15 protein-coding genes and 1 tRNA gene are annotated in these 16,056 nt (G+C 39.5%); 6 read left to right on the plus strand and 10 right to left on the minus strand.

Translation table 11 applies throughout. From position 1 onward, the window contains the following. Positions 1-32: 32 nt before the first annotated feature. Positions 33-1,100, minus strand: coding sequence for an LPS export ABC transporter permease LptG (gene lptG, locus J8L70_RS02620; RefSeq protein ID WP_211053914.1), 1,068 nt, complete (start codon positions 1,098-1,100; stop codon positions 33-35). Next, the gene (gene lptF, locus J8L70_RS02625; RefSeq protein ID WP_211053915.1) at positions 1,097-2,209 is read right to left on the minus strand and encodes an LPS export ABC transporter permease LptF; all 1,113 of its coding nucleotides are present in this window, start codon (positions 2,207-2,209) and stop codon (positions 1,097-1,099) included. The genes lptG and lptF overlap by 4 nt, the downstream gene beginning before the upstream one ends. A gap of 293 nt (positions 2,210-2,502) precedes the next feature. On the opposite strand from lptF, the gene pepA reads away from it, so the two are divergent. From pepA to J8L70_RS02640, 3 genes are all read left to right on the plus strand, one after another. Further along, positions 2,503-4,014: a leucyl aminopeptidase gene (gene pepA / locus J8L70_RS02630; RefSeq protein WP_211053916.1), complete on the plus strand. Its 1,512-nt coding sequence runs from the start codon at positions 2,503-2,505 to the stop codon at positions 4,012-4,014. A gap of 158 nt (positions 4,015-4,172) precedes the next feature. Next, a complete protein-coding gene (locus J8L70_RS02635; protein ID WP_211053917.1) occupies positions 4,173-4,619 on the plus strand; it encodes a DNA polymerase III subunit chi in 447 nt (148 codons plus the stop codon). 55 nt (positions 4,620-4,674) lie between these two features. Continuing rightward, positions 4,675-7,527, plus strand: coding sequence for a valine--tRNA ligase (locus J8L70_RS02640; protein ID WP_211053918.1), 2,853 nt, complete (start codon positions 4,675-4,677; stop codon positions 7,525-7,527). A 111-nt stretch (positions 7,528-7,638) separates the two neighbouring features. Here J8L70_RS02640 and J8L70_RS02645 read toward each other — a convergent pair whose 3' ends face one another. Continuing rightward, a complete protein-coding gene (locus tag J8L70_RS02645; protein WP_211053919.1) occupies positions 7,639-8,904 on the minus strand; it encodes an outer membrane protein transport protein in 1,266 nt (421 codons plus the stop codon). Between the two features lie 445 nt (positions 8,905-9,349). On the opposite strand from J8L70_RS02645, the gene J8L70_RS16020 reads away from it, so the two are divergent. Then, a complete protein-coding gene (locus J8L70_RS16020; RefSeq protein WP_348772120.1) occupies positions 9,350-9,673 on the plus strand; it encodes a hypothetical protein in 324 nt (107 codons plus the stop codon). On the opposite strand, the gene J8L70_RS02650 is transcribed toward J8L70_RS16020, so the two are convergent. Both J8L70_RS02650 and J8L70_RS02655 read right to left on the minus strand, forming a co-directional pair. Continuing rightward, the gene (locus tag J8L70_RS02650; RefSeq protein WP_211053920.1) at positions 9,633-10,862 is read right to left on the minus strand and encodes an HD domain-containing phosphohydrolase; all 1,230 of its coding nucleotides are present in this window, start codon (positions 10,860-10,862) and stop codon (positions 9,633-9,635) included. The two genes, J8L70_RS16020 and J8L70_RS02650, sit on opposite strands and share 41 nt — an antisense overlap. A 140-nt stretch (positions 10,863-11,002) precedes the next feature. Next, positions 11,003-11,077, minus strand: a tRNA-Arg gene (locus tag J8L70_RS02655). Between the two features lie 233 nt (positions 11,078-11,310). Between J8L70_RS02655 and J8L70_RS02660 the strand changes: the two genes are divergently transcribed. Next, positions 11,311-11,493 (plus strand): helix-turn-helix domain-containing protein, encoded by a 183-nt coding sequence (locus J8L70_RS02660; RefSeq protein WP_211053921.1) that lies wholly within the window; start codon positions 11,311-11,313, stop codon positions 11,491-11,493. Here J8L70_RS02660 and J8L70_RS02665 read toward each other — a convergent pair. The 3 genes from J8L70_RS02665 to J8L70_RS02675 are packed head-to-tail and all read right to left on the minus strand — an operon-like array spanning position 11,488 to position 13,184. Continuing rightward, positions 11,488-12,282, minus strand: coding sequence for a phosphotransferase (locus J8L70_RS02665; RefSeq protein WP_211053922.1), 795 nt, complete (start codon positions 12,280-12,282; stop codon positions 11,488-11,490). The genes J8L70_RS02660 and J8L70_RS02665 overlap by 6 nt on opposite strands. Before the next feature lie 3 nt (positions 12,283-12,285). Then, a complete protein-coding gene (gene pnuC / locus J8L70_RS02670; protein ID WP_211053923.1) occupies positions 12,286-12,906 on the minus strand; it encodes a nicotinamide riboside transporter PnuC in 621 nt (206 codons plus the stop codon). Between the two features lie 26 nt (positions 12,907-12,932). Continuing rightward, positions 12,933-13,184, minus strand: coding sequence for a hypothetical protein (locus tag J8L70_RS02675; RefSeq protein ID WP_211053924.1), 252 nt, complete (start codon positions 13,182-13,184; stop codon positions 12,933-12,935). Between the two features lie 72 nt (positions 13,185-13,256). Here J8L70_RS02675 and J8L70_RS02680 point away from each other — a divergent pair, with 72 nt between their 5' ends. Continuing rightward, a complete protein-coding gene (locus tag J8L70_RS02680; RefSeq protein ID WP_211053925.1) occupies positions 13,257-13,496 on the plus strand; it encodes a DUF2960 domain-containing protein in 240 nt (79 codons plus the stop codon). A 35-nt stretch (positions 13,497-13,531) separates the two neighbouring features. Here J8L70_RS02680 and alr read toward each other — a convergent pair whose 3' ends face one another. Then, positions 13,532-14,611 carry an alanine racemase gene (gene alr, locus J8L70_RS02685; RefSeq protein WP_211053926.1) on the minus strand — a complete coding sequence of 360 codons (1,080 nt, stop codon included), beginning with the start codon at positions 14,609-14,611 and terminating at the stop codon, positions 13,532-13,534. Further along, the gene (gene dnaB / locus J8L70_RS02690) at positions 14,611-15,990 is read right to left on the minus strand and encodes a replicative DNA helicase (protein ID WP_211053927.1); all 1,380 of its coding nucleotides are present in this window, start codon (positions 15,988-15,990) and stop codon (positions 14,611-14,613) included. The genes alr and dnaB overlap by 1 nt, the downstream gene beginning before the upstream one ends. Between the last annotated feature and the right edge of the window lie 66 nt (positions 15,991-16,056).

The following is a 16,056-nucleotide window of genomic DNA, read 5'->3' on the forward strand; positions in this document are numbered from 1 at the left end:
GGTCACGTTTTTTGGTTAACGGTTAATTAATATTAAACTCGTTTATTCATTAAATATGTGGCAAAGCTTATAAATATAATACTAGGTACAACCGCGCCAATAATGGCGGGTATTTGATATACCATAACTACGGGTCCAAATATTTCGTTCGTAAGATGAAATACGATCCCGGTGACTACTCCCATAATAATACGTGCGCCCATAGTCACAGTACGCAGTGGGCCAAATATAAACGACAATGCAACCAGTAACATGACTGCAACCGACACGGGTTGCATAAGCTTTCGCCATAGTGCTAACTCATAGGTACTGGTGTCTTGTTCATTTTGCTGTAAATACCCTAAATAAGACCATAATCCTGTAAATGATAGTGACTCTGGTTTTACTGATACGACATCTAGTTTTTCTGCGGTAAGTTGCGAATTATAAAACTCTTCATCAACATGATCAGAGGTGATTTTTTCTTTGCTGATATGTACTTTATTAACATCACGCAATAGCCAGCCATTATCACGACTTACGGCCTCTTTGGCTTTTGTGATTTTAGTTAAATCGAGTGTTTTATTAAAATGATACATATGAACACCATGCAACATCCCATTTTGATCGACATCATCTATATTAATAAAATTGTCACCGTCTTTTGCCCACACGCCTTTTTGGGCATTAAACACATCACCACCATGAATCGCCTGATTACGCATTTCTTTAGCGTATTGCTGTGCTTCGGGCGCTCCCCATTCACCAAGAGCCATCATGCACAAAGCCATTAATATGGCTGTTTTCATTACCGAGCCAATAATTTGCAAACGAGACATCCCTGCCGCCTGCATAACAACTAACTCACTATTTGAGGCTAACGCACCAAGCCCTGTTAAACCGCCAATCAGTGCGGCCATCGGAAAAAACACGACTAAATCACCAGGAATACTATAAACGGTATACAATAATGCCGACATGATATCGTAACTACCGCGCCCTACCGATTTTAACTGTTCGATAAACTTTATTAAGGTGCTTATACCCACAAGCACCAATAATGCAAACCCTGTCGTTTGTAAAATGCTACGTCCAAGGTACCAATCAAGCGTTTTCATCATGCGCTTTGCTCCCTTTTAGACCACATGGCTTTTAGCATCACACCTAAAGGTCGGCCTTTAATAATCAATAAGCCACCCACAAATAATGCGCATAAATGTATCCACCACAAACCAATAGATGGGGGTATTTTTCCATCTTCAACCGCAAATTTAGCCGCATTAAGCAAAATAAAATAACCTAAATATAAACTAATGGCTGGAACTAACTTAGCAAATTTTCCTTGTCGTGGATTTACAACACTCAAAGGAACTGCCAGCAATGTTAATAGTGGAATAGATAAAGGGATAGCAATACGCCATTGCCATTGTGCAATCGCTTCAGAGGTATTAAGTGCAAGCAAGTTAGCCGTTGGAATGGCTTCTAATTTACGACGCTGATGCTCTATTTCTTGCTCACGAATTTGGACACTGTAGCCATCAAACTCTGTGAGGTTTAAAGCGGGAGTTGTGCCATCGGTTTCGTAACGTTTGCCATCGGTTAAAAGCAGTTGTTGCTCGCCCGTTTGCGATTCAACCACCACGCCTTTCTCGGCGTACACTAGCCGTGCTAAGTTGTCTTTTTCGGTATCGGGTAGTTGAGCTACAAACACCTTGTTAAGCTCTTTGCCTCCGTTATCAATGTTATGAATAAACACCACTGATTTTTCATTACCCGTTTGTTGAAAACGCCCAGCCCTCAGAGCCGATAACCCTGCATCAGCTTTCGCTTTCTCTTTTAGTTGATACTCTTGCTCGCTGGCCCAAGGCGCAACATACATTGTTAATGCAGCCGCTAAAATAGCCAGGCCTACACTCGAAATTAAGGTTACTCTAACAACGTACCATTCACTCACACCGCATGCCTTTAATACAGTCATTTCGCTGTCGGCATAAATTCGGCTATACGCTAAAATAATTCCCAAAAATATACTTAACGGAAGTATTAATGATGCCAACTGTGGCAATTTTAGAGCGATCATCGACAAAACAAGTTTCGCGGGAATACTCCCTTCTGAGGCATCACCTAAAATAACCACAAACTTTTGTGACAAAAAGATGGTCATTAAGGTTAAAAATACGGCGACTTGCGACTTTAAAACTTCAGCAGTCAAATAACGAAAAATAAGCAATACTCGCCCCTGTAAATAGAGATTTTCACTAATTATGTGAATTATTAATAAGAAAATACCTGTTTTAGCTACTTTAAACCGACAACAGACCCTATATTATAAGCTATGGCAATTAAATATCCTACCCAGCCGCTCAATATATTGACATATAGTGGTGATATAGTTGCATTAGTTACCCGTATACATATAAAGTTCAATAAACAGCATTGAGTTGCTAATTATTCACTAAAAGACTAGAAATTGGTTTTTTAGCCCTTATTTAATTGCTAAACAACTCATAATTAGGAGTGACAATGGAATTTAGCGTAAAAAGTGGTAGCCCAGAAAAACAGCGTAGTGCATGTATTGTAGTGGGTGTATATGAACCACGTAGGTTATCCCCCATTGGCGAACAACTCGATAAAATAAGCGATGGCTATATTTCTAATTTATTGCGCCGTGGCGACTTAGAAGGTAAGCCTGGCCAAGTTTTATTATTACACCATGTACCTAACGTACTTAGCGAACGTATTTTATTAGTTGGTTGTGGTAAAGAACGTGAGTTAGATGACAAGCAATATAAACAAATTATTTCAAAAACAATCAATACCTTAAATGACACAGGCTCAATGGAAGCGGTGTGCTTTTTAACAGAGCAACATGTTAAAGGTCGTGATACTTACTGGAAAGTACGCCAGGCAGTAGAAACAACACAAGATTGTTTATATACGTTTAATCAATTAAAAAGTAAAAAAGTAGACCCTCGCCGTCCGCTTCGAAAAATTGTATTTAATGTGCCCACTCGCCGCGAATTAACCATTGGCGAAAACGCGATTGAGCATGGTTTAGCAATTGCTGCCGGTAGCAAGTTATGTAAAGACGTTGCCAACATGCCTCCTAACATTTGTAACCCTGCTTATTTGGGCGAGCAAGCACAAACCTTAGAAAGCCAATTCGATAATGTCAGCGTTGATATCATTGGCGAAGAAAAAATGGCTGAGTTAGGTATGAATTCATACTTAGCTGTGGGTCGTGGTAGTGATAACGAATCAGTTATGTCGGTAATTAATTACCAAGGTGGCGCCAGCGATCAGCCCCCTATTGTCTTAGTTGGTAAAGGGTTAACGTTCGACTCGGGCGGTATTTCAATTAAACCTGGTGAAGCCATGGATGAAATGAAATACGATATGGGTGGAGCCGCAGGTGTACTTGGAGCTATGCGCTCATTAGTACAAATGCAATTGCCTATTAATGTGATTGGTGTACTGGCTGGCTGTGAAAATATGCCAAGCTCAAATGCTTACCGCCCGGGTGATATTTTAACAACCATGTCTGGGCAAACGGTTGAAGTACTTAACACCGATGCTGAAGGGCGCTTAGTTTTATGTGATGCACTTACTTATGTTGAACGCTTTGAACCCGATGCAGTTATTGATGTGGCGACTTTAACAGGTGCATGTATTGTGGCTCTTGGCGCTCATGCAACTGGCTTACTATCAAACCATAACCCGTTAGCTCATGACTTACTCAAAGCTTCGGAGCAAAGTGGCGACCGTGCATGGCAGTTACCGCTATGGGATGATTATCAAGACCAACTAGAGAGCCCATTTGCCGATTTCACTAACTTAGGCGGACGCTCTGCGGGCACAATTACGGCGGCCTGCTTTTTATCTAAGTTTACTAAAAAGTATAATTGGGCTCACCTTGACGTAGCTGGTACGGCTTGGCGCAGTGGGGCTAAAAAAGGAGCTACGGGTCGTCCCGTTCCTATGCTAACTCAATATTTGTTAAACCGTGCTGGTATTAATGATACATCACACGATTAACAAAAAAAATAATTGAATAAGGCGCCTTTTGGCGCCTTATTTTTTAGCACATTACACACGTTTAAATTGAAGCAAACCCCGTTGTATGGCAAAATCTCTCCCTTACTTTATGTATCTATACTAACCGCTCATTTTGGGTAATAGGAAACCTCTGTACCATGGCTATGAATGCGCAATTTTTTGTTCTAAAGCAAGAAGATGAGTCTAACGCACGTGCCGACGATCATTTTGCTTTGGCAGCAGACATAGCAGCACAGCAATATCGCCAAGGTCAACGAGTTTTTATATTTGTAGATAACAATGAAGACGCCTTCGCGATAGACGAAACTATTTGGACTTTTGATCCTAACAGTTTTGTTCCACACAATTTACAAGGCGAAGGCCCAAAAGGTGGCGCGCCGGTAGAAATAGGCACCACGCCACCCGTTGGCAATCGTAAAGTTTTAATTAATTTGGCAACAAACTTACCGGATTTCATTCGCAGGTTTCACCAAGTTTTCGATTTTGTACCAGTAGAGCCAAATGCTAAACAAGCAGCTCGCGAGCGTTTTAAAATGCTGCGTCAACTCGGTGCAAATATCAGCACTCAAGATATAAATAACTAACCCCTTAGTGGTGAGTTAATTAACTAATTTAAGTACTTATTTAAGGTTCTGTGTAATGGATAAAACCTACAATCCGCAAGATATTGAACAGTCGCTATACCAAGACTGGGAAGAAAAAGGCTACTTTAAACCAACGGGCAAAGGCGATGCATATTCAATTATGATCCCACCACCAAATGTTACTGGTAGCTTACACATGGGCCACGCGTTCCAAGATACCATTATGGACACTTTAACGCGCTTTAAACGCATGCAAGGTAACAACACCTTATGGCAAGTAGGTACAGATCACGCCGGTATTGCGACTCAAATGCTAGTCGAGCGTAAGCTTGCTGCAGAAGAAGGTAAAACACGTCACGATTTAGGCCGCGACGCATTTATTGATAAAATTTGGGATTGGAAAAACCAATCAGGTGGCACAATTACCAAACAATTACGTCGCTTAGGGGCGTCGGTTGATTGGGATCGCGAACGCTTTACGATGGATGACGGCTTATCTGAAGCTGTGAAAGAAGTGTTTGTTCGTTTACATAAAGAAAACCTAATTTACCGTGGTAAACGCTTAGTAAACTGGGATCCTAAATTACACACCGCAATTTCTGATCTTGAAGTAGAAAACAAAGATAAAAAAGGCCACATGTGGAATTTACGCTACCCACTCGCTGATGGCGTAAAAACGGCCGACGGAAAAGACTACATTATCGTGGCAACGACACGCCCAGAAACCATGCTAGGCGACTCAGGTGTTGCAGTTAATCCAGACGATGAACGCTACCAAAGCTTAATTGGTAAAGAAATTTTACTGCCTATCGTGAATCGCCGTATCCCTATTGTGGCCGATGAACATGCCGATAAAGATAAAGGCACGGGTTGTGTAAAAATCACCCCAGCTCACGACTTTAATGATAATGAAGTCGGCAAACGCCATAAAATGCCGATGATTAATATCTTTGATAAAGACGCAGCAATCTTAACTCAGGGCGAAACTTACACCTTTGATGGTAAAGAACTGGCATTTGATGCGCCCATTCCTGAGCGTTTACACGGCCTTGAGCGTTTTGCTGCACGTAAAGCCATTGTTGCCGAATTTGAACAACTTGGCTTACTTGAAAAAATTGAAGACCACGACTTAACTGTCCCATACGGCGACCGCTCTGGTGTAGTAATAGAACCTTTACTTACCGACCAATGGTACGTACGTGTTGCTCCACTTGCAGAGCCGGCAAAAGATGCAGTTAAAAATGGTGATATTAAATTTGTACCTCAACAGTACGAAAACATGTATTTTTCGTGGATGAATGATGTACAAGATTGGTGTATTTCACGCCAACTTTGGTGGGGACACCGTATCCCTGCTTGGTACGACAACGAAGGCAATGTATTCGTTGGTCGCGATGAAGCTGAAGTGCGTCGTGATAATAATATTGCCGATGACGTTGTATTAAACCAAGACGAAGACGTACTTGATACCTGGTTCTCCTCGGCACTTTGGACGTTCTCAACACAAGGCTGGCCTGCTAATACTAATGACTTAAAAGTATTTCATCCATCGGACGTACTGGTCACTGGTTTTGATATTATCTTTTTCTGGGTTGCGCGCATGATCATGATGACCCTACATTTTGTAAAAGATGATAACGGTAAGCCACAAGTCCCTTTTAAAACAGTGTATGTTACTGGCCTAATTCGTGATGAAAATGGCGACAAAATGTCAAAATCGAAAGGTAATGTACTTGACCCTATCGATATGATTGATGGTATTGATCTTGAAAGCTTAGTCACCAAACGTACTAGCAACTTAATGCAAGAAAAAGTAGCTAAAAAGATTGAAAAAAACACCCGTAAAACATTCGATAATGGCATTGAAGCACATGGTACCGATGCATTACGCTTTACCCTAGCGGCAATGGCAACAACAGGGCGTGATATCAATTGGGATATGAGCCGTCTTGAAGGTTACCGTAACTTCTGTAATAAATTATGGAACGCAAGCCGTTACGTATTAATGAACACAGAAGAACAAGATTGTGGCTTTAACGGTGCTGAAAAAACGCTATCATTAGCTGACCGTTGGGTATTAGGGCAATTTGAATCAACCATTCAAACCTATACTGAGCACTTAGATAATTATCGCTTTGACCTTGCTGCTAATACACTTTACGAATTCACATGGAACCAATTCTGTGATTGGTATTTAGAGCTTACTAAGCCTGTATTATTTAAAGGTACAGAGGCACAACAGCGCGGTACACGTAATACACTAATTACAGTACTTGAAAGCTTACTACGCTTAATGCACCCAATGATGCCATATATTACCGAAACTATTTGGCAACGCGTTGCTCCGCTTGCAGGGCTTAACACCGAAAACACCAGCATTATGGTGCAAGGCTTCCCTGTGTTTAACGATGCCAATGTTGATGCGCAAGCGATGGACGATTTAGAGTGGGTTAAGCAATTTATTTTAGCTATTCGTGTTATTCGTGGTGAAATGGACATTAGTCCGAGTAAGCCGCTTAGTGTATTACTTGCTAATGCATCAAGTGACGATGAGCGCCGCATTGCTGAGAATAAATCATTTTTAGCATCACTGGCTAAAATTGAAGAGTTTACTTTATTAGCAAGTAAAGATGATGCGCCAGCATGTGCAACATCGTATGTTGGCAACCTTGAGATCATGATCCCAATGGCGGGCTTAATTGATGTTGAAGCTGAACTTGCTCGTATTAATAAGCAGCTAGAAAAAGCAGAAAAGGGCTTAGCGCAGGTACAAAACAAACTCGCTAACGAAAAGTTTGTTAACAACGCACCTGAAGCGGTACTTGCTAAAGAGAACGCTAAACTTGCTGAGTTCACTGACGCTAAAACCAAGCTACTAGAGCAAAAGACTAAAATAGAAAGTTTATAAGCTTTCATAAAATGCCTATTAAAACTATTTAATAGGCATTAAAAAAGCCGCTCATATATTAAAATGAGCGGCTTTTTTGTACCTTGCAATTAACTACAAGGTATCACGATATTAAAATCTGTAGTTGTATTGTGCACCAACAAGTACAGCATGGCCTTTAGATTCAAATGACCATTGGCTACCCGCTTCATCTGTTTCAGTGAAGTTTTGTGTTTTACCACGGATAATACTAACACCTAAATCGACATTCGATTGCTTGTCGATGGCGTAATTACCACCAAATGAGAACCAAAAACGATCGGTATCTGGGATAGAAATTGATAAATGCTGTTGCGATACTGGCGACTCATCAAATGCAACGCCGGCACGTAATAATAAGTTTTCGTTGTATTGGTAATCGGTTCCAATTGAATAACGAAATGCATCATCAAAGCTTTCATTTTTATCAAATGCTGAGAACTGAGCGCCAGAAGGTGCTGTAACTTGCGCTTCAAGTGACTCAAAGCTACTCCAACCAGTCCATAAAACACTGTAATGTAGACCTAGTTTTTCATCTAATTGATGTGAACCAGAAAACTCAGCGATCGCTGGTAAGGTAATCTCTACAGAGCCCGGAAGTTGAGTACCTTGTAAGCCACCCACTGCTGCAGGTAGTTCATTAGAGAACTCACCCTCGAAAGTAATGTCTGTTTCGCTGCGGTAGTTAAAACCAAAACGGCTGTTGTCGTCTAATTGGTACATTACACCGACATTTAAACCTAAACCAGTATCATCACCTTGAAGATTTACTGCATCAGTACCAAATGCTAGGCTCTCATTAGCACCCACTTTACGAATTACCGTTGCATCGGCATAGATATAATTTAAGCCAACACCAAAGCTAAACTGTTCGCTAACTTTATAAGCAACACTGGCATTTAAGTTTACGGTAAATATCTCAGTCTCACCCGCAATTAAACCAGCAGCGTAATCATCGTCAAATTTAGTTGATAAGCCAAAGTTAGAAAAAGCACCAAAACCAAGTGATACTTTATCGTTATATGGCATAGTAAAGTATGCAGCAGGTACCACGGCACTTGGGGCAATACTGTCATCATCTAGCGCGCTTGGATCAACACCGTTATTAGTCTCAGTGCCTTCTAAACTAACATCGGGTATTACCGCGATAGCCGCAATACTTAGTTGCTTGTCTTTAAATAAAGTCATTAATGCTGGGTTGCGTGCAACAACCGATGCATCATCGGCAATCGAAGCTTCACCGGCATAAGCTCGGCCTAAGCCCGATGCATTTTGTTCTGCTAATTGAAAAGCTGCAGCAAACGTATCTGCAGAGATAACTGCAAGCGAAGCTGCAATTAACGTTTTTGAAAATTTCATTATGTGTCCTTAGCCCAACGCACTATGTGGGAGGTTGTCTGTTTACTATTTAGTAATACCAATTCAATTTATAAAATAAGTACATTATGGCAATGCCAAGCAAGTTTATTGCGCGGCACTGTGGGTTACACATAGTAGTGACTATTTATTTGTTCTATAACACATGCATTTATGCACTTTTTTAATAGCCAAAAACTTATTTTTATACAATTGGTAATATTTAACTGCGCTACATTACCTTAAAAAAAAATAAAAAACTGTAATAAAACATCAAATAATCGTAAAAAACATGTTTTTTAACTACATTTTAACAACTATTTAATACTCATCGGATGAGAAATGTGTTATTAGAGTATATACTCTAAATGTAATTAATTATCATTTAGATTGACTTGGTTAAAATTGCAAATTACACTCGCTATAAAGTTATAAAGGAAGCTTCATTGTGTTCATTACTTTTATTATTTTTGCACTTTTGTTTTGTGGTGCCAGTGTATATTGCTTTTTTAAGGCCAACTATTGTGCCTGCACTAAAGAAGGTGACTGTGATAATCCCGTCACTCATTACTGGTTGAGTGCAATCACAAGTGCATTTGCATCACTGGCATTATGCTGTATTGCATTACATTCTCAATACGGCACATTATTGTGGCTTACATTAATGATAAGTTGTTTTTTAGGTGGGTATATTTCAGCAAAAACCAATAAAATTAAACGCAAAAAAAACACTAAACCAACAAGTGCTCTTTTAACAAACGAGCTAAATTAATTTGATAATCAAGTGGTTTAATCGTAGTAATAATTTTAATATCCTCTCGCTCATTTAAATGAATGTCTTTTGGCGTAACACTATGATGGTGTTTCGCATTATAAAACTGTTTTACTTTAGGCTTTATAGGGTTATCTAGGTTACCTTCTAATACAATAGCAAGGCGTTCATTAGTTAGTTTTACCAATGTGCCAACCGGGTGTACTCCTAAACACTTAATAAAACGCTGCACTAACTCGCTATCAAACAGTTCTTTGTTTGCTAATAAATAACGTAAGGCATTAATCGGTTCATCACCATCTTGATGCGCTTTATCGGCTGTTAATGCATCGAACACATCAACGATTGCCATAATACGTGCGGGAGTGCTAATTTTGTTTGCATTTAAACCACGAGGATAACCCGAACCATCAAGACGTTCATGATGATTTACAATCATATCTAACATAATGGGGGTAATACCTTCCTCCCCTTTTACAAGCCCCAAACTCAATGCTACATGCTTTTTAATCGTGACCATTTCATTGGCAGTCACTTTACTCGGTTTAGAAAAAATACCTTGAGGCAACTTAGTTTGGCCAATATCATGTAGCAATGCGCCCATAGCAAATTCATAGCATTTGCTTTTATCGTAGCCTAAGAATTTAGAAAAGGCAGATACATAAATTGCGCAATTAATCATATGCCGCCAATTATAGCTCTGCTTATCTTTGATCCGAGTAAGCATACTCATCGCATTTTGATTACGAAATACCGAATCAACAACTTCTTGAGCAATGGCATCAAAACAACTTAGCTTAAGTGCAAGCCCTTTTGTTAAATCGTTGTAGGCGTTATTTAATACGCGTTGATGCAGTTCATGGTCGGCACTTGCTTTGGCAAACTCTTGCTCTATAACCACGGCACTTTTTTCGGCTTTGGTTGCTTTGTTATTTTTTTTAGCTAACTGAGTATCTGCTTTTGCAGAAGGTTGAGCGGTTTTATACTTTGCGGGAATAGCAGTCTTACTTTTATTAAAATCAATAAGCAGCTCAAGTACACCTTCTTTATATAAGCGACTTATCAATGCTTTATCATGGACAAAGCCACGAGTTTTAATTTTTATTCCATTGACGGTTTCTTGCTGTTTAGACACGCTGTCAACATACATTCCTGGTACTAATTCTGATATAGGCAAATTAATTTGCATAACAACGCACTTTAAATATTTTTTAATAATAGATTTAGAACAAATATCACTTTTACCTATAAAAGTCTAATCTATAAATACAAAAGGATTACAATTATTTTGATATGACAGTGAGCACTACCACAAAGGTTTAGTTCAAATGGCGCTCTCGGTAGGGATCGAACCTACAACTCAGCCTCCGGAGGGCCACGTGATATCCATTTCACCACGAGAGCACATTTGTGCCGCCACACCAACTCGCGATATCAGTGCTTTAGCATCGGCAATGATAAAGCTATACAAGACTAAATGCTAGCCTAGCCTGTTTATATGCTTATATTTTCAGCATAAATCTGTTTTTTTTGTACTTTAAGCTAAAATAGATAAACTAATTAATTAAAGTTGCACTTACTCTTGAAACAAATGAGTATTAGCTTACTATGAGAATAAATAAAAAAAGGAAAAAACTATGAGTTTAATGTCGACCGAACAGGTTGCCGATTTTTTAGGTGTAAAAGTAGAACGTGTTAAACGCTTAGCGCGCGAAAGCTTGTTAATAGCGAAATCTAAAGATGAAAATGGCGAACTACAATTTGATGGCGATGAAGTTGCTAAATACAAAGAGCTTGCTGCACGATTTGGTGGCTTATAAAGCCCCTATTTTATTAAGTTGCGCGTGTAATTCTGCTGCCTTGTCAGTAATTCCACGCTCTTCATACCAAGCAATACTAAGTATTAAATAAAATAACTGAAAATACTTAAGCTTTTCTATTGAGCAATAAAAACGGTTTTCGATAGACTTAAAATAACGTGTAAGCAACTGCTCCTGCGCTTCATTATTTAAATTAAAACTCACCGATAACGCCGCTAAATCAAAGTAAACATCGTTACTTTGTGCATATTCAAAATCAATAAAATATGTCCCATTTTCGTTATCAATAATATTTTCTTTTACTAAATCATTGTGACAAAAAGCAATATCAGTAGGCATAACCGACACTTTATATAGTGCTTGTTTGAGCTGACTTTTATATTGCTGATAAACCGCACTCTTGTCGTATGCACTTAATGCTTGAGCAATATCTAACACTTGTGTTTTAACAGGATATAAATGGAGGGAGACTAATTTTTCGAGTAACTCATTCGATACAGTGTGCTTGGTTGTTTCATGGCCTGTAATATAATCAAATACCGCCCATTTATTTATTTCGTCGAACCAAATAGGCGCAGAACAAATATGTGATTCGCTCAGCTGCTGCTGTGCACTGAGCGCAACATAAGGCCAATGCTCTTTATAGCATTTAAGTAAGTATTGCTTATCAGTGCAATTAAGTAAGTAATTGTCATTACTGAGGCCGTTGTTAAGCTTGTTGTAGTTAAGCAGCTTGCTTTCGCCAATAAATTTACTGCATATCGCATTAATACGTTGGCGGGTTAGCATAACTTAAGCTTGCGCCAAACTTGCGTTTTTAGTTTGTGCGTATTCTTCGTACCACGTTTTAAAACCCCACGCGGCCATAATGGTATAAAATATAAATAACGCCAAGGTTGGGTAGTAGCCTTTTTCAAAGTATAAGTACATTGAAGCTGCGTCAATCACTATCCAATAAAGCCAGTTTTCTAGTACTTTTTTAGCCACTAAGTAGGTCGTTACTACAGCAAAACAGGTTGTAAAACTATCTAGGTAAGCAAAATCAGCATGTGTAAATTCAGCCATAAAATAACCAATACTGGCGGCACTAATCGTCGTGAATATAATTAACGTAATATGCTTTTTAATTGGCCAAGAGGTAATTTTTAAATCACTATTAGATTTGTTTTTTCGCCATGCCAGCCAACCGTATACCGCCATGTACATATAATAGAAGTTTAGCAACGACTCCATTAATAACGCCCCATTCCAATACAAAATTGTATAAATAAGCGTGCTAAAAAAAGCGGCTGGCCAACACCACAAACTTTCTTTTATTGCGAGTAGCAAATAAGCCATTGATAAGCCAACGGCTATATACTCCCAATGCGACATGGCTGTAAAGCCACTTAAAGTTTGTGTTAAAAAATCCATAATAATATTTACCGTCAAGTGAGGTGTTATTCAGGTGATAAATCACCACAAAGGAATTTACATACAAAAATAGCTTTACCAAATTCTTCGTACGAGCGCTTTATTTCGGTGTTAATCACTTTCATCACTAAATCATAGTCGCCAAATATTTGCGTAGATAACGTATTTGTTATTACTTTTAAGTTATCGTATTCGTTTAAACGCTCGATAAACCCTTTAATAAATGGAATATAATCTTGGTGAAGTGGGTACTTACTAATCTCTACAGATAATTTCATTATTTTCTCTTTTTACTTATCGTTACAATACAGTGTAAAATCGCTGTATTAGGCAATTTAACTGAGCAAACTATGGCGCGCAGAATAACGTACAAATTTAAAAACCAACCACGTGAAATTAATTTCGCTAAAGACAAATACCACGACATGTATCAAGCAATTGCTGCAGCCGAAGGAATTGATTTAACAAATTATTTAAGCATGATACAACAAATAGAGATGACCTCAAAAGGCTCATCTGCATCGCGTAATTTTCGCGATCAAGAGTTTGCACGCATGGGCTTTAGTGACATCTATTTTATTAAAGAATAAATAACGTTAACGACGTTATATTAACTATAACCCCATTAACGCTGGTACTGATAACTTACGCGCGGTGTAATATTGCACAATAACTCGTAGGGAATTGTATCAGCGCATTTAGCGATTTCTTCTACGGGTAACTCATCACCCCACATAATCACTTCATCTCCGACTCTTACATTATGGAGATTGTTACCAATATCGATACTAATCATATCCATCGAAACACTACCTACTATGGCGTATCGCTGTCCTGCAATCATAACCGGAGTCCCTTCTTTAGCATGACGAGGATAGCCATCACCATAACCCATTGCAACCACAGCTAATTGTGTCGGTTTTTCGCTTTGCCAGCGACCGCCATAACCTACCGCCTCGTGTGCTGCAACCTCACGCACAGCAATCACTTTCGTTGTTAAACGCATCACCGGCTTTAAACCATGCTGTTGACCTACTTGATTCGCCATAGGTGATACACCATACAACATTAAACCTGGGCGTACCCAATCGCCATGTCCGCTTGGCCAAGCAATAATACCCGCTGAGTTAGATAAGCAATGAGCTTGATCAATATTACCAACCAGTGATTGAAATAAGCTAACTTGCTGCGCAGTTTTATGATTATTAATGTCGTCAGCGCACGAAAAATGAGTCATTAAATTAACCGTATTATGGGCATTTTTTGTTGTTTGTAATCGGTTATAAAACGCATTAAATTGCGCTGGTGCAATGCCTAAACGGTGCATCCCTGTATTGACCTTTAACCAGCAGCGTATTGGAGCTTCAAGCTGTGCTGACTCTATCGCTGCGAGTTGGTTTTCATCGTGAATAATCGTTTGAAAATTATTCGCTAATAAAAGAGGTAAATCAGCTTTATTAAAAAAGCCTTCGAGTAAAACAATCGGTTTAGTAAGTCCCCCTGCCCGTAATGCAAGTGCTTCGTCAATTCGCGCGACAGCAAATGCATCAGCATCATTTAAATGCTGAGCAATTTTTACTAATCCATGGCCGTATGCATTCGCTTTTAATACCGCCATTACCTTACATTTTGGCGCAAAAAATTTAACTTGTTTTAAATTATGCGCCAAGGCAGATAAATTTATTTCAGCAGTCGCTAAACGCATTAGTAATCGTCATCTACTGCAGGGCCCGCATAATTATCAAAGCGAGAAAACTGACCTTGGAATGTCAATCTAACTTTACCAATAGGGCCATTACGCTGCTTACCAATGATAATTTCAGCAATCCCTTTTTCGGTACTCTCTTCGTTGTATACTTCATCGCGATAGATAAACATGATTAAATCGGCATCTTGCTCTATCGACCCAGACTCACGCAAATCGGAGTTAATTGGTCGTTTATCAGCACGCTGCTCTAGCGTACGGTTTAGCTGCGAAAGCGCCACAACCGGACACTGTAATTCTTTTGCGAGTGCTTTTAATGAGCGAGAAATTTCTGCAATTTCTAAGGTACGATTATCAGATAAACTCGGTACTCGCATTAATTGAAGATAGTCGACCATGATCATACTAATCCCCCCATGATCCCGAGCTATACGTCGTGCTCGTGAGCGCACATCAGTAGGGGTTAGGCCTGAGGCATCATCAACATACATCTTACCTTTATCCATCAACAAGCCCATAGTAGAAGAAAGGCGAGCCCAATCATCATCATCAAGTTGGCCTGTACGTACTTTAGTTTGATTAATACGCCCAAGTGAGGCCAACATTCTCATCATAATTTGCTCAGAAGGCATCTCTAATGAGTAAATAAGCACAGGCTTATCTTGTGTCATAGCGGCATGCTCGGCAAGGTTCATTGCAAACGTGGTTTTACCCATTGATGGACGCGCGGCAACAATGATTAAATCAGAAGGCTGTAAACCGGTCGTCATTTTATCTAGGTCGGCATAACCGGTACTTACACCCGTAACACCATCTTGTGGTTGCGAGTATAACTCTTCGATTTTATCAATTGTTTTTTCAAGAATATTGTGAATACTTTGCGGGCCTTCGCTACTTTTGGTACGTTGCTCGGCAATTTTAAATACGCGGCTTTCAGCTAAATCCAAAAGTTCGTGGCTCGTACGTCCTTCGGGGTTAAAACCTGCTTCAGCAATTTCATTTGCAACCCCGATCATTTCGCGAACAACGGCGCGTTCACGAACAATGTCGGCATATGCATCAATATTGGCGGCACTTGGGGTATTTTTTGCTATTTCAGCTAAATAAGCAAAACCACCAATACCGGCAAGTTGATCATTTTTTTCTAGGTTTTCAGAAATAGTGATCAAATCGATAGGATCGCCAATTTCGGCAAGCGCTGTCATGGCTTCAAAAATAAGTTTATGCGTGCGAGTATAAAAGTCCTGCGACACCACGCGCTCAGCGACGCGGTCAAACGCTTGATTATCAAGCATTAAGCCACCTAAAACTGATTGTTCAGCTTCGATTGAATGGGGAGGAACTTTAAGAGTATCGACTTGCTTATCTGGTTTGGCCATAACTTCACAGTACTAAATTTGAATGGCTCTATTCTATCGACTTGATGGGGCTGTGAAAATAGCAAA

It is taken from the genome of Pseudoalteromonas sp. MMG010 (assembly GCF_018100905.1).
Taxonomy (GTDB): domain Bacteria; phylum Pseudomonadota; class Gammaproteobacteria; order Enterobacterales; family Alteromonadaceae; genus Pseudoalteromonas.

Excerpts from the sequence above, each read along its gene's own strand:
- lptG (WP_211053914.1), bottom strand. The coding sequence starts at position 1,100 with ATGATGAAAACGCTTGATTGGTACCTTGGACGTAGCATTTTACAAACG.
- pepA (WP_211053916.1), top strand. The coding sequence starts at position 2,503 with ATGGAATTTAGCGTAAAAAGTGGTAGCCCAGAAAAACAGCGTAGTGCA.
- J8L70_RS02635 (WP_211053917.1), top strand. The coding sequence starts at position 4,173 with ATGGCTATGAATGCGCAATTTTTTGTTCTAAAGCAAGAAGATGAGTCT.
- J8L70_RS02640 (WP_211053918.1), top strand. The coding sequence starts at position 4,675 with ATGGATAAAACCTACAATCCGCAAGATATTGAACAGTCGCTATACCAA.
- J8L70_RS02645 (WP_211053919.1), bottom strand. The coding sequence starts at position 8,904 with ATGAAATTTTCAAAAACGTTAATTGCAGCTTCGCTTGCAGTTATCTCT.
- J8L70_RS02650 (WP_211053920.1), bottom strand. The coding sequence starts at position 10,862 with ATGCAAATTAATTTGCCTATATCAGAATTAGTACCAGGAATGTATGTT.
- J8L70_RS02660 (WP_211053921.1), top strand. The coding sequence starts at position 11,311 with ATGAGTTTAATGTCGACCGAACAGGTTGCCGATTTTTTAGGTGTAAAA.
- J8L70_RS02665 (WP_211053922.1), bottom strand. The coding sequence starts at position 12,282 with ATGCTAACCCGCCAACGTATTAATGCGATATGCAGTAAATTTATTGGC.
- pnuC (WP_211053923.1), bottom strand. The coding sequence starts at position 12,906 with ATGGATTTTTTAACACAAACTTTAAGTGGCTTTACAGCCATGTCGCAT.
- J8L70_RS02675 (WP_211053924.1), bottom strand. The coding sequence starts at position 13,184 with ATGAAATTATCTGTAGAGATTAGTAAGTACCCACTTCACCAAGATTAT.
- J8L70_RS02680 (WP_211053925.1), top strand. The coding sequence starts at position 13,257 with ATGGCGCGCAGAATAACGTACAAATTTAAAAACCAACCACGTGAAATT.
- alr (WP_211053926.1), bottom strand. The coding sequence starts at position 14,611 with ATGCGTTTAGCGACTGCTGAAATAAATTTATCTGCCTTGGCGCATAAT.
- dnaB (WP_211053927.1), bottom strand. The coding sequence starts at position 15,990 with ATGGCCAAACCAGATAAGCAAGTCGATACTCTTAAAGTTCCTCCCCAT.